This window comes from Roseicyclus sp., from assembly GCF_965662675.1.
Taxonomy (GTDB): Bacteria; Pseudomonadota; Alphaproteobacteria; order Rhodobacterales; family Rhodobacteraceae; genus Roseicyclus.
In genome coordinates, this window is the sequence record NZ_CBFIIK010000076.1 from 1 (window position 1) to 13,755 (window position 13,755).

12 protein-coding genes are annotated in these 13,755 nt (G+C 59.4%); 8 read left to right on the top strand and 4 right to left on the bottom strand.

Features of this window, described 5'->3' with window-relative positions; genetic code table 11:
- The first annotated feature begins 474 nt into the window (after window positions 1-474).
- The 6 genes from rho to ACTG4J_RS11130 are packed head-to-tail and all read left to right on the top strand — an operon-like array spanning window position 475 to window position 7,235.
- Complete coding sequence (rho, locus tag ACTG4J_RS11105) at window positions 475-1,746, top strand: transcription termination factor Rho (RefSeq protein WP_439139522.1); 1,272 nt, start codon at window positions 475-477, stop codon at window positions 1,744-1,746.
- A 9-nt stretch (window positions 1,747-1,755) separates the two neighbouring features.
- Window positions 1,756-3,039 (top strand): tRNA uridine-5-carboxymethylaminomethyl(34) synthesis GTPase MnmE, encoded by a 1,284-nt coding sequence (gene mnmE / locus ACTG4J_RS11110; protein ID WP_439139524.1) that lies wholly within the window; start codon window positions 1,756-1,758, stop codon window positions 3,037-3,039.
- Window positions 3,040-3,042: 3 nt separating this feature from the next.
- Entirely contained in the window at window positions 3,043-4,917 is a 1,875-nt protein-coding gene (gene mnmG / locus ACTG4J_RS11115) for a tRNA uridine-5-carboxymethylaminomethyl(34) synthesis enzyme MnmG (protein WP_439139526.1), read from the top strand.
- Complete coding sequence (gene rsmG, locus ACTG4J_RS11120) at window positions 4,914-5,540, top strand: 16S rRNA (guanine(527)-N(7))-methyltransferase RsmG (protein WP_439139527.1); 627 nt, start codon at window positions 4,914-4,916, stop codon at window positions 5,538-5,540. The genes mnmG and rsmG overlap by 4 nt, the downstream gene beginning before the upstream one ends.
- Window positions 5,533-6,333 (top strand): ParA family protein, encoded by an 801-nt coding sequence (locus ACTG4J_RS11125; protein ID WP_439139529.1) that lies wholly within the window; start codon window positions 5,533-5,535, stop codon window positions 6,331-6,333. The genes rsmG and ACTG4J_RS11125 overlap by 8 nt, the downstream gene beginning before the upstream one ends.
- Complete coding sequence (locus ACTG4J_RS11130) at window positions 6,333-7,235, top strand: ParB/RepB/Spo0J family partition protein (RefSeq protein ID WP_439139531.1); 903 nt, start codon at window positions 6,333-6,335, stop codon at window positions 7,233-7,235. The genes ACTG4J_RS11125 and ACTG4J_RS11130 overlap by 1 nt, the downstream gene beginning before the upstream one ends.
- Before the next feature lies 1 nt (window position 7,236).
- Here the strand turns inward: ACTG4J_RS11130 and hemW are convergent, their stop codons facing one another.
- Genes hemW through rph form a run of 3 tightly spaced genes read right to left on the bottom strand, consistent with a single transcriptional unit; the run spans window position 7,237 to window position 9,711 of the window.
- On the bottom strand, window positions 7,237-8,397 hold the full coding sequence (gene hemW, locus ACTG4J_RS11135) for a radical SAM family heme chaperone HemW (protein ID WP_439139533.1): 1,161 nt from the start codon (window positions 8,395-8,397) through the stop codon (window positions 7,237-7,239).
- The gene (gene rdgB, locus ACTG4J_RS11140; RefSeq protein WP_439139535.1) at window positions 8,390-8,998 is read right to left on the bottom strand and encodes an RdgB/HAM1 family non-canonical purine NTP pyrophosphatase; all 609 of its coding nucleotides are present in this window, start codon (window positions 8,996-8,998) and stop codon (window positions 8,390-8,392) included. The genes hemW and rdgB overlap by 8 nt, the downstream gene beginning before the upstream one ends.
- Window positions 8,998-9,711 carry a ribonuclease PH gene (gene rph, locus ACTG4J_RS11145; protein ID WP_439139537.1) on the bottom strand — a complete coding sequence of 238 codons (714 nt, stop codon included), beginning with the start codon at window positions 9,709-9,711 and terminating at the stop codon, window positions 8,998-9,000. The genes rdgB and rph overlap by 1 nt, the downstream gene beginning before the upstream one ends.
- Window positions 9,712-9,790: 79 nt before the next feature.
- Between rph and hrcA the strand changes: the two genes are divergently transcribed.
- A complete protein-coding gene (gene hrcA / locus ACTG4J_RS11150; protein WP_439139539.1) occupies window positions 9,791-10,873 on the top strand; it encodes a heat-inducible transcriptional repressor HrcA in 1,083 nt (360 codons plus the stop codon).
- Between the two features lie 30 nt (window positions 10,874-10,903).
- Entirely contained in the window at window positions 10,904-11,473 is a 570-nt protein-coding gene (locus ACTG4J_RS11155; RefSeq protein WP_439139540.1) for a nucleotide exchange factor GrpE, read from the top strand.
- On the opposite strand, the gene mutS is transcribed toward ACTG4J_RS11155, so the two are convergent.
- Window positions 11,470-13,755 (bottom strand): DNA mismatch repair protein MutS (mutS, locus tag ACTG4J_RS11160; RefSeq protein ID WP_439139541.1); only part of this gene is annotated, 2,286 nt, incomplete at its 5' end. The genes ACTG4J_RS11155 and mutS overlap by 4 nt on opposite strands.

Here is a 13,755-nt window from a genome sequence, read left to right on the forward strand (position 1 = left end):
TAATTTGACCATCGCGCAAGACGGGAGATCTGATGCGGTCTGAGCGTTTTCGCCCACAGCTTGTCCATGGTGGTAGATCTTCCCATCGTGGCTTGTTGAACAGCTGCGCTGTGAAGTGTCATGAGCCGAGATATCCCGTCACTTTTTTTCGAAGCTTAACACAAGATATTGAAAACACTGTATTTTGTTTTGATATCCCATGTCTGTGAATGAAATGTGAACGGATCATTCCATGTGCATGATTAAGAGGATGAAGCTTGTATGTCGTGACTTTCATCGCTTACCCCCGGCATTACAACGACAACAACTTTTCTTAAATTTCTTATTTTTTATTTAGATTGTAACCAAGGCTTGGTCGCTTGACAGGCTGTGCGTGTGATCGTAGCAGGTTGATCGTTCCCGTCCGGGATCAAACATTCCTTACGACATGACTGTGACATGGCCTTTACAGGCCGATCCGGCTGCAGGATTTCCATGACCGAAACGACGCTGAAACTGGCCGATCTGAAGGCCAAATCGCCCAAAGACCTTTTGTCGATGGCAGAGGAACTCGAGATCGAGAATGCCTCGACCATGCGCAAGGGCGAGATGATGTTCGAGATTCTTCGCGAACGCGCCGAAGAAGGCTGGGAAATCTCGGGCGATGGTGTGTTGGAGGTGTTGCAGGACGGCTTTGGTTTCCTGCGCTCGCCGGAGGCGAATTATCTTCCCGGTCCGGACGACATTTATGTATCGCCCGAGATGATACGCCAGCACAGCTTGCGTACTGGCGATACGGTCGAGGGTGTGATGAACGCGCCGCGTGAAACCGAGCGTTATTTCGCATTGGTCAAGGCCAAGCGGATCAACTTCGAAGATCCTGATCGTGCGCGCCACAAGGTGGCCTTTGATAACTTGACGCCGCTTTACCCCGATGAGCGATTGAAGATGGAGATCGAGGATCCGACGATCAAGGATCGTTCCGCGCGCATCATCGATCTTGTTGCACCGATCGGTAAAGGTCAGCGCGCATTGATCGTGGCACCGCCGCGCACTGGTAAGACCGTTTTGCTGCAGAATATCGCGCATTCGATCGAGGTTAATCACCCTGAATGCTATTTGATTGTTTTGCTGATCGACGAACGCCCCGAAGAAGTGACGGACATGCAGCGCAGCGTGAAGGGTGAGGTGATTTCATCCACTTTTGACGAACCCGCGACACGCCATGTGGCTGTTGCGGAAATGGTCATCGAAAAGGCCAAGCGGCTTGTTGAACACAAGCGTGATGTCGTGATCTTGTTGGATTCAATTACGCGCCTTGGTCGTGCGTTCAACACGGTCGTACCTTCATCAGGCAAGGTTTTGACCGGGGGTGTCGATGCCAATGCCTTGCAGCGACCCAAGCGTTTCTTTGGTGCGGCCCGGAATATCGAAGAGGGTGGATCGCTCACCATCATCGCAACAGCGCTGATCGATACGGGAAGCCGTATGGACGAGGTCATTTTCGAAGAATTCAAAGGTACGGGTAACTCGGAACTGGTGCTTGATCGCAAGGTTGCCGACAAGCGTGTATTCCCGGCGATGGACATTCTTAAATCCGGAACCCGCAAGGAGGACTTGCTCGTCGATAAGGTCGATTTGCAAAAAACCTATGTTTTGCGGCGGATTTTGAATCCGATGGGGACGACCGATGCGATTGAATTCCTGATCTCGAAGCTGAAGCAGACCAAGACGAACTCGGAATTCTTCGACTCGATGAACACATAGGGGCGCGTGATGCACACGATCTTTGCCCTGGCGACCGCTCGGGGGAAATCGGGTGTCGCCATCCTTCGGATTTCGGGGCCGTCCGCCCATGACATCGGTAGGACGTTCGCAGGTACTTTGCCACATGCGGGCGAAACGGCTTTGCGCCGGCTGCGAGATGGCGAAGGTGCGCTTTTAGACGAGGCGCTGGTACTGCGGTTTGATGCGCCGCATAGCTTTACCGGTGAAGATATCGTTGAATTTCAAGTACATGGCAGTATTGCCGTGATCCGCGCCGTGGAAGCGGCGATTGGGGCGACGGGCTTGGCGCGTATGGCGGAACCGGGCGAATTCACGCGACGCGCGCTTCTGAACGGGCAACTCGATCTTGCGCAGGTTGAGGGGCTTTCCGATCTGATCGCCGCTGAAACAGAGGTTCAGCTGCGGCAGGCGCAACAGCTTTTCTCAGGCGGTATGCGTGAATTCGCGGAGATTTGTCGGGCTGATCTGATCCGCGCAACGGCTTTGATCGAGGCGACGATTGATTTCGCGGATGAGGAAGTGCCTGTAGATGTCTCGCCCGAGGTTGGCGCACTCATCCAGAATGTGCTGGGTCGGATTGACGGCCAGCTTGCTGGCTATCACGCGGCAGAGCGGGTGCGGAATGGATTCGAGGTTGCGATCATTGGCCCGCCAAATGCAGGGAAAAGCACTTTAATCAATAAGATAGCTGGTCGCGAGATTGCGATCATCTCGGAATTCGCCGGTACGACCCGAGATGTACTGGAAGTGCGCGTCGATCTTGATGGGTTGCCGGTGACGTTTCTTGACACGGCGGGATTGCGCGATGCGGATGATGTGATCGAACAGATCGGGGTCGCCCGTGCGCGCAGCCGTGCTGCGGGCGCGGATCTGCGGATCTTGTTGCTTGATGGCGTTCAATCCCAGGGTGATTTCAGCCCGGGTGTTCCTGTCGATTTGCGCTACATGACGAAAGCGGATGTCACGGGTGTTGGGATCTCGGCGATGCGGGGCGACGGTATCGATCAGCTTTTGCGGGATGTATCATCGTTGTTGAATGACCGGGTTTCGGGTATGAGTCTGGCCTCGCATGAGCGGCATCGTCAGGCGCTTGAGCGTGCTAAGGGGCTGTTGCTGGTGACCAAATCCGTTTTTCAACATGGTGATGACGGGGCGGAGATATTGGCGCTACATTTGCGCGATGCGGTGGCCGCGCTTGACTCATTGATTGGCCGCGTAGATGTAGAGGCGGTTCTCGGAGAGATTTTCGCGCAGTTCTGCATTGGCAAGTGAAGGGTGTTTCACGTGAAACATGATGCGTTCGATGTCGTTGTGATCGGTGGCGGCCATGCCGGTGCAGAGGCAGCCCATGCTGCTGCGCGCGCCGGTGCAAAGACCGCGCTGATTACCATGCGCAAGGACACCATTGGCGTCATGTCTTGTAATCCCGCGATCGGCGGCCTGGGCAAAGGGCACTTGGTGCGGGAAATCGATGCGATGGGCGGCATCATGGGTTTGGCGGCCGATCGGTCGGGCATTCAATTTCGGTTGCTCAATCGCCGCAAGGGACCGGCCGTGCGTGGCCCGCGCACCCAGTCGGACCGCACGCTGTACCGGGCTGCGATCCAATCACTTTTGGCAGCGCAAAAAGGCCTGACTATCATCGAAGCTGAGGTTGCCGATTTAACGGTCGTCGATGGGCAGGTGCGCGGTGCTGAGCTGGCGGATGGATCGGTTGTGCCCTGTCGTGCGGTTGTGCTGACGACCGGCACATTTCTGAATGGGGTCATACATATCGGCGATCAGAAAACCGATGGTGGTCGTATCGGCGATAAACCGTCTGTGCGATTAGCCCAACGGCTGCGTGCGCTCGAGTTGCCCTTGGGCCGGCTGAAGACAGGAACACCCCCAAGATTGCGGGCCGCGTCGATCGCATGGGACCAGCTTGAAATGCAGCCCGCCGACGATGCGCCGGCGCTGTTCTCATTCCTCTCGGACCGTCCCCATGTTCGCCAAATCGCCTGTGGCATAACACATACGAACCAGCAAACACATGATATCATAAGCGAAAACCTGTTCAAATCGGCCATGTACGGCGGTCACATCGAAGGGGTCGGCCCACGATACTGCCCTTCGATCGAGGATAAGATCGTGCGCTTCGCCGATAAATCGTCGCACCAGATTTTTCTGGAACCCGAGGGGTTGAATAGCGACACGGTTTATCCAAACGGCATTTCGACCTCTTTGCCGGCGGATGTGCAGCATGCCTATGTGCGGTCGATCCGCGGGCTGGAAAATGCCGAGATCCTGCAACCGGGCTATGCCATCGAGTATGACTTTGTCGATCCGCAAAGCCTAGATCCATCGTTGCAACTCCGCGCGGTGCCCGGCCTTTTTCTCGCTGGCCAGATCAATGGTACCACCGGATATGAGGAGGCCGCGGCGCAAGGCCTGATGGCGGGGCTGAATGCGGCAAAGCTCGCTCACAGCGGTGATCCGATCATTTTATCTCGCGCACAGGCCTATATCGGCGTGATGATCGACGATCTGGTGACGCGCGGCGTTGCTGAACCCTATCGTATGTTCACGTCACGGGCCGAATACCGGCTGTCGCTGCGTGCGGATAACGCTGATCAGCGGCTGACCGGGATGGCCGACGCTCTTGGCCTTATCACTCAAGGGCGGCGTGAACGTTTTGCCACGAAGATGGAGCTTCTCACATCCGGTCGAGCGGTTCTGGATGGTGCGCGCATCACACCGCGAGAAGCTGCCGCCGCTGGCATTGTCATCAACCAAGACGGCCAACGCCGTAACGGTATGGACTTGCTTGCTTTTCCTGATGTCGATTTGGCCCACCTGGACGCACTTATCCCGGGGTTCGCGCAGCTGACGCCGGAGATACGAGAGCAGCTGGCGATCGAGGCGTTGTATAAAACCTACGTGGAGCGTCAACAGCGCGATGCAGCGGCCTTACTGCGGGACGAGGCGCAAGCGATCCCGCTAGACATTGATTATGACGATATCGGTGGCCTATCGAACGAGCTGAAGGGAAAGCTGCAGCGCGTCAAGCCGACGACGCTTGCACAAGCGGGGCGCATCGATGGCATGACACCGGCTGCACTTGCTCTGATCTTGTCGCGTATCCGCCAAGACGAACGCCGAAGCGCATGACTGAGGAAGAAGCACGGGCCGCCATCGCGGCCGATGTTTCACGTGAAACATTGGAGCGCCTCTCCGCCTATGCCGCACTCCTCGTCAAATGGCAGAAAAAGATCAACCTCGTCGCCCCGTCGACAATTCCCTTGATGTGGTCGCGACACATCTTGGACTCCGCGCAACTGCTGCAGCATATGCCGCCCGGCGCAAATCGTTGGCTGGATTTGGGAAGCGGCGGCGGATTTCCGGGCCTTGTGTGTGCGGCAATTGCACATGACCGGCACCCCATGCTGCGGGTTTCCTTGGTTGAGTCCGATCAGCGCAAGGCCGCTTTTCTGCGAGAAGCCGCACGGCAAATGGGGCTGTCGGTTATGGTGCATGGCAGCCGCATCGCCGATCTTCCGCCGCACGCAGCCGATGTGGTTTCGGCCCGTGCCTTGGCGTCTTTGTCGGATTTGTGCAGCATGGCGCATGTCCACCTCGCCCCGCATGGCATATGCCTTTTTCAAAAGGGGGCCCGTCACGCCGACGAGGTTGAGATCGCCAAAGGCAAATGGCATATCACATATGACATTATCCCGAGCGTGACCGACCCCGACGCCGTTGTGATGAGGATTGAAAGGTTGCGCCATGTCTGAACAGCACCGCCCGCGGATCCTATCCATTACCAATCAAAAAGGTGGGGTGGGTAAAACAACCACGGCCATCAATCTCGGCGCGGCCCTTGTTTCATTGGGGCAGCGCGTCTTGGTCATTGATCTCGACCCGCAAGGTAATGCCTCGACAGGGCTTGGAATATCGGCGCGCGACCGTGGCACCACAACCTATGAACTCCTGCACGAAGATGCGCCGCTTTCTTCGGTAATCCGTACGACCGAAACCGAAGGCCTGCACATCGCACCGGCAACAACGGATTTGAGTTCGACCGACGTCGCGCTCGGCGCGCAGGAAAATCGTGTTTTCTTGCTGAAAGACGCTTTGGCGGGTCCGGCGCTGGCCAATTATGACTATGTTCTGATCGACAGCCCGCCGTCACTCAGCCTTTTGACCGTGAATTCCTTGGTGGCCAGCGACTCGGTTCTGGTGCCTCTGCAGGCAGAGTTCTTTGCCCTTGAAGGTTTATCACAGTTGATGCTGACGATTCGCGATGTCCGCGAAACCGCGAACCCCAAGCTGCGGATCGAGGGTGTCGTGCTGACCATGTTCGACCAGCGCAATAACCTCAGCCAGCAGGTCGAGGATGACGCCCGCGCCACGTTGGGTGATTTGATTTTTCAAACTCGCATCCCACGAAACGTTCGTCTCAGCGAAGCGCCGTCTTACGGCATTCCGGCTTTGGCCTACGACCCGTTGTCCAAAGGAAGTCAAGCTTATCAAGACCTTGCGGCCGAGCTGCTGTCGCGCGCATCCCCACGTAAGGAGCCGATCTAATGGTAAAGAAACGCGAAAGGACCGGCCTCGGTCGCGGCTTGTCGGCGCTCATGGCTGATATCGAAGTGCCAGCGACTGCCACCCCGGTTGGTGACGCGGCTGAGGCCGACGCCCGTGGTTTGCGGCGCATTCCGATAGATCGGATCCGGCCAAACCCCGAGCAGCCGCGCCGCCATTTCGCGGAAACAGCCCTCGCCGAGCTTTCGGCATCGATCCGGGAAAAGGGCGTAATCCAGCCTCTCATCGTGCGACCCGATCCGGCCGAGCCGCAGCATTATCAGATCGTTGCAGGCGAAAGGCGCTGGCGCGCCGCACAGCAGGCCCAATTGCACGAATTGCCGGTGATCATTCGCGACTTCGATGAAACCGAGCTTCTCGAGGTTGCAATCATCGAGAATGTTCAACGCGCCGACCTCAACGCCATGGAAGAAGCGCTGGGTTATCGCCAGCTTATCGATCGGTTCGGCCACACCCAAGACAAGGTGGCACAAGCCCTTGGCAAAAGTCGCAGCCATATCGCCAATATGATGCGTCTTTTGGCACTTCCTGAAGAAATTCAAGGGTTTGTCAGGGGCGGTCAGCTAAGTGCCGGCCATGCACGGGCGTTATTGACGGTCGACAATCCCGTTACTTTGGCCCGCCAAGCCATTGCAAATGGCTGGTCCGTGCGTGACGTCGAACAAAAGGCCAAGGCATCGGGTGCTAAAACGAAGCGAACGAAAACAAAGCCGCGTGTCGGCGACAAGGATGCCGATACCGTCGCTCTCGAGCGTGATCTCACAGCGGCGATCGGGATGGTTGTAAACATCGATCATCAAACAAGCGGCGAGGGGCGCGTTTCAATCCGCTACAAAAACCTCGAAGCGCTCGATCAGATCATCCGCTTGCTTAGCAACGGGTGAATCAATCCGCCAACAACTCACGCAGCAAACCGTTCAGTAGGCGCCGCCCTTGCGGCGTCGCGGTCAAGCGCGATGGCGTCACCGTAACAAGGCCCAGATCTGCCAGCCGATCCAGCGGATCAGGGTCGAAATCCGTGCCGTTTATTGCTGCGTAACGCGACCGGTCCAACCCCTCGGTCAACCGCAGCGCCATCATCGCATATTCCTCGGCATGTTCGCGCAGCGATAGGGCGCTGCGCACGGTCTCGCCCGACCCGGTTGCTTGGACACGCTTGAGCCAAGCCTGTGGCGCCAGCTCCGTTTCGGTCGCAAATCGTATACCGCCAAGGGTAATACGGCCATGTGCACCGGGCCCAATGCCCACATAGTCGCCCCCGCGCCAATAGATCAGGTTGTGGCGCGACTGTGCCAAGTCACTTGCGTGATTGGATACCTCATATGCAGCGAGGCCCGCGCCAGTACAGATCTCTTGGGTCAGATCATACATATCCGCGCCGGTATCATCGTCGGTCAAACCGGCCAGCCGCCCCCGCGCATGTCGATCGCCGAAGGCGGTGCCCGGTTCGATCGTCAGCTGGTAAAGCGAGATATGATCAGCCGCGAGGGCGACAGCCTCGGTCAACTCGGTCCGCCAAGCGGTTAGGTCTTGATACTGGCGGGCATAGATCAGGTCGAAGCTCACCCGCGGAAAGATGCGGCGCGCCATATCATAGGCCCTGCGCCCCTCCTCGGCGGAGTGGAGGCGACCCAACCGCTTCAGATCATCGTCACGCAGCGATTGAAGCCCCACTGAAACGCGATTGACCCCAGCGTCGCGAAAGGCCGAAAACCTGCCCGCTTCCGCCGATGTCGGGTTCGCCTCCAAGGTGACTTCCAGATCGTTCGCGCTTGGCCAAGCGGCTTTGGCCGCCGCGATGATGCGCCCCGTCGTCTCGGGCTCCATCAGCGATGGTGTGCCACCGCCGAAAAAGATGCTGGTTAGCGCCCGGCCTTGTGTTTCACGCGAAACGCGATCGATCTCGGACAGGTAGCAGTCGCGCCAAAGCCCATGATCGACAGACGCGGCGACATGGCTGTTGAAATCACAATATGGGCACTTGGCCTGGCAAAAAGGCCAGTGGACATAAAGCCCAAAGCCGCCATGTTCCCAATCGCTACGCAACGATAGCCTGTTTCAGCATTTCCACGGCCCGCGCCCGATGGCTGATCTGGTTCTTTTCCCAACGGTTCATCTCCCCGAAGGTGATATCGTACCCATCGGGCACGAAGATTGGGTCATAGCCATGACCCTGATCACCGCGCATCGGCCAGACTACCCGGCCGGGCATGACACCCGCAAACACCTCGTCATGACCGTCGGGCCAAGCCAGAACAAGCGTGCAGCAAAACCGCGCGGTTCGGGGATGCGGCGCATCAACTTCTTCTAGAAGATTGTGGGTCTTCTCCATCGCCATGACGAAATCCCGCCCATTGGGCGTTTCCGCCCAATCGGCGGTATAAACCCCCGGCGCACCGCCCAGCGCATCGATCTCGATGCCGCTATCATCAGACAAGGCGGGAAGTCCCGTGGCCTGCGCCGCGGCATGCGCCTTGATCCGGGCGTTCTCGACAAAATGCGTCCCGGTTTCATCAGGTTCCGGCAGATCATGATCGGCGGCCGAGCTGACGGTGATGCCAAAGGGCGCAAGCAGCGCTGCCATCTCCTCCAGCTTGCCGCGATTATGGGTCGCGACCAACAGATGTTTGCCCGCGAACCGTCGCATCAGCGTGAAGCGCCTTTCTGCGCAGCAACAAGCGTGGCGATGCCCTGCGAGGCCAGCCCATACATCTCGTCGAATTGCGCCCGTGAGAAGGCCGCCCCTTCGGCGCTTGCCTGGATTTCGACCAAGGCGCCGCTGCCCATCATGACGAAGTTGGAATCTGTGCCCGCCTCGCTGTCTTCGAGATAGTCCAGATCAAGCACCGCTTGGCCGGCATAAATCCCGCACGATACCGCGGCGATATGGTCGGTGATCGGGTCGCTGGTGATATCGCCCGCTTTCAAAAGCTTGTTCACCGCCAGACGCAGCGCAACCCAACCGCCCGTGATGGAGGCGCAACGCGTCCCGCCATCGGCTTGGATCACGTCGCAGTCGATGGTGATCTGGCGTTCGCCAAGGGCCGAACGGTCGACTCCGGCGCGCAAGGCGCGACCGATCAGCCGCTGAATCTCTTGCGTCCGCCCCGATTGTTTGCCCGCTGCTGCCTCGCGGCGCATACGTGTGTGGGTGGCGCGCGGCAGCATCCCGTATTCGGCCGTGACCCAACCAAGGCCAGTATTTTTCAAGAAGGGCGGCACCCGCTCTTCCAATGTTGCCGTGCATAGGACATGGGTGCCACCGCAGCGGATCAGGCAAGACCCTTCGGCATGGCGTGTGACATCGGTCTCGATCACGATTTCGCGCATTTCGTCTAGGTTTCGGCCTGAAGGACGCATATCTTTCTCCTGATGATCCGTGAAGCGGGGCATAGTCCGCCGATGCACCGCGGCGCAACCCCGAATGCCCGAACACCTGATGAAGATGACAGACCGCGCAACGCACCAAAATACCCCTCTCAGCGATCTGAATGATCGTTCCCGCGAAGTGTTTCGTCGCGTCGTCGAGGGCTATCTTGAGACTGGCGCGCCGGTCGGTTCGCGCACCTTGACCCGCAGCCTGACGGAACAGGTTTCGGCCGCCACAGTGCGCAACGTGATGCAGGATCTGGAGTTTTTGGGGCTTTTGGGTAGCCCGCATGTTTCGGCCGGTCGCATCCCGACGCAGCTTGGGTTGCGGATGTTTCTCGATGGCTTTCTCGAGGTCGGAGAATTGGCCCTCAGTGACAAGCAAAGTCTCGACGAAACACTGGGTTCGAACACCACCGATGTCGCAGCGACGCTCGACCGGATCGGGTCAGCCTTGTCGCAGGCTACCCATGGCGCCAGCGTCGTTTTGACCCCCAAACGCGAAGCGCCGATCAAGCATATCGATTTTGTTTCTCTCTCGGCCGAGCGCGCGTTGGTCGTTTTGGTTCATTCCGATGGTCATGTTGAAAATCGCCTGTTTCAGCCACCGCCAGGCCATACGCCCAGTGCGATGCGCGAGGCGGCGAATTATCTCAATGCGCATCTGGCCGACCGCACCCTCAGCAGCCTGCGCGCCGAAATTCAGGCCGAGGTCGATAGCCGCCGCGCCCAAATCGACGAGATCGCCGCACATCTGATCGCCGCCGGCCTTGCCGTGTGGGATGGGGACGGCGATGATCTGGGGCGTCTGATCGTCCGGGGGCGCGCGAATCTGCTTGCCGATGCCGCCGAGGCGGATGAGTTGGAACGCATTCGTCAGCTCTTCGACGATCTCGAACGCAAGCGCGATATCGCGGATTTTCTTGAATTGGCCGAAACCGGCGACGGGGTGCGCATTTTCATCGGCTCCGAGAACAAGCTTTTCTCACTTTCGGGTTCCGCTCTGGTCGTCTCTCCCTATATGAACGCTGATCGGAAGATCGTCGGTGCCGTGGGGGTCATTGGACCGACGCGGCTGAACTACGGACGAATCGTGCCGATTGTGGATTACACGGCGCAGCTGGTCGGCAAACTGATCGCTGATCGCGGCTAAGCGCCGAAATGAAAGACAAAGGGGGCAAGCATGTCCGACGCAAACCAGGATCAATTCGCCGACGCCACAGCGCCCGAGGGCGAACCCACGGCCGAGGGCATCGCGCCCGGGTTGGATCAAGCCCAAGACCTTGATCCGGTCGAGGCACTGATCGCTGAGCGTGACGCGCTGAAGGATCGGCTTTTGCGCACATTGGCTGAATCCGACAATGTGCGCAAACGCGCCGAGCGTGACCGCCGCGAGGGCGAGAAATACGGCGGTACGCGTATCGTGCGCGATCTATTGCCCGTCTATGATAACCTCCGCCGTGCGCTGAACAGCGCCGCGGACGCCGCAGGCGATGCCGACCGTGCGCTGGTCGAAGGGGTCGAGTTGACCTTGCGTGAATTGCTCAAGGTTTTGACCAAGCATGGCGTCACGCCCATTGTTCCTGAAATCGGTGATCGGTTCGATCCCGAAAGCCACGAGGCCCTTTTCGAGGCGCCCGTACCCGGCACGAAAGCGGGCGATATCTTGCAGGTCATGGCCGAAGGTTTCATGCTGCATGACCGTTTGGTCCGCCCCGCACAGGTCGGCGTGTCATCGAACACGGGCGGTTAACCCCGCCCAAGCAGTTCCTTCAACTCATAGATTAGCGCCAAGGCGTCACGCGCGGTCATTTCGTCTGGATGAACGGCGCCAAGCCGTTCTTCCAAGGCGCTGGGCCCCTTGGCGGCTGTCGCGATGCTTGTGGGCGCGGCGGCAAAAAGCGGTAGATCGTCGATGATTGCCTTACGATTGCCGCCCTCGCGCTCACCTTTTTCCAGTGCATCCAGCACCGCGTGCGCGCGGGCGATGACGCTGGCGGGCAAGCCCGCGAGCTTGGCCACCTGAACCCCATAGGACCGATCTGCCGCCCCTTCGCGCACCTCGTGCAAGAATACGACATCGCCCTTCCATTCCCGGACCGCCACCGTCGCGTTCGACAATCCCGGCAGCCGAGCGCCCAGCGCGGTCATCTCGTGGTAATGGGTGGCAAACAACGCGCGGCAGCGGTTCACCTCATGCAGATGTTCAAGCGTCGCCCAAGCGATGGAGAGCCCATCATAGGTCGCCGTGCCGCGACCGATCTCGTCCAAGATCACCAGCGCACGGCTATCGGCTTGGTTCAGGATCGTCGCGGTTTCCACCATCTCGACCATAAAGGTCGACCGCCCACGCGCCAGATCATCGGCGGCACCAACGCGGCTGAATACTTGGCTCACCACCCCGATCTCGGCATGGGCGGCAGGAACGTAGCTGCCCATTTGGGCCAGAATGGCGATGAGTGCGTTCTGGCGCAGAAAAGTGGATTTACCAGCCATGTTCGGCCCGGTCAAAAGCGTGATCGCGGCGCCATCGGCATCGGGCGACAGGCTGCAATCATTGGCGATAAAGGGCGCGCCCTCGCGTGCAAGCGCCGCCTCGACCACCGGATGGCGGCCACCATTCACCGCGAAGGTGCGGCCATCATGCATCTGGGGCCGTGTCCAATCGCCCTCGACCGCACGGCGGGCCAGCGCGCTGGACAGATCGTACTCCGCCAAAGCCCGCGCGGTTTGCCCGATCACATCGGCCTGCTCCAAAAGCGCTTCGCGCAGCGCCGCGAATAGCAAGCGCTCGATTTCTTGCACGCGGTTGCCTGCGTTGAGGATACGTGTCTCCAACTCGGACAAATCCAGCGTGGTAAAGCGTACCGCATTTGCCGTGGTCTGACGGTGGATGAACCGCTCGGCCAAAGGGGGCGACAACATCTTCTGGGCATGGGTCGCCGTTGTTTCGATGAAATAGCCCAGCACGTTATTGTGTCGGATCTTGAGCGAGGCAACGCCGGTCTCGTCGATATAATCGGCCTGCATGCCAGCGATCACGCCGCGACCCTCATCGCGCAAACGGCGCGCGGCATCCAGATCGGCGTCATAGCCCGCCGCGATGCTGGACCCGTCGCGCAGTTGGACGGGCGGTTCGGCGACCAAGGCGCGGTCAAGCAGATCGGCCAGATCCTCATGCCCCGTCAGCGCATTGCGTGCCTCCGCCAAAAGCGGTGGCAGGTTCATGCCATCCATGATGCGCGCCAACCTGTCGGCTGCCTGCAACCCATCGCGTATCGCCGCCAGATCGCGCGGCCCGCCACGGTCGAGCGCCAACCGCGAGAGCGCGCGATCCAGATCCGGGACGCGGCGCAAGACCTGTTCGATATCGTCACGCACCCGCCCGTCAGAGACGAAAAATGTCACGGCATCATGGCGCGCGGTGATCACGCCCAGATCAGTGGATGGGCCGGAAAGCCGCCGCTCCAACAGCCGCGCGCCACCAGAGGTCAGGGTGCGGTCGAGAACCGATAAAAGCGTATTGGCCCGCCCGCCCGATAGCGCATGGGTCAGTTCGAGGTTGCGCCGCGTGGCTGCATCAAGTTGCAACAGCCGCCCCGCGCTTTGCTGCCGGGGTGGGCGCAACAGCGGCAAGCTGCCCTTTTGTGTAAGCTCAAGATAATCGATCAGCGCGCCCATCGCGCCCAGTTCGGGCCGGGTGAATTGCCCGAAACCATCCAGCGCGCCGACATTGAACAGTCGGGCGATGCGCCCTTCCGCGTTGCGGCTGTCGAAACTGGTGGGTGCCAGCAGCGCCACAGCGGCGCCGATCTCTTCGATGGCTGTGATGCGCGTGGCCTCCATCCCGTCCGAGACCAGCACCTCGCGCGGCAAAAGGCGCGCAAGTTCCGGTCCCAACCGCACGGGCGGGCAAGGCATGACCATGAAATCCCCGGTCGAGATATCGCACCACGCCAGCGCGCCTTCGCCGCGCACCTCGGCATAGGCGGCGAGGTAGTTATGCCGCCGCGCCTCCAGAAGCGTGTCTTCGGT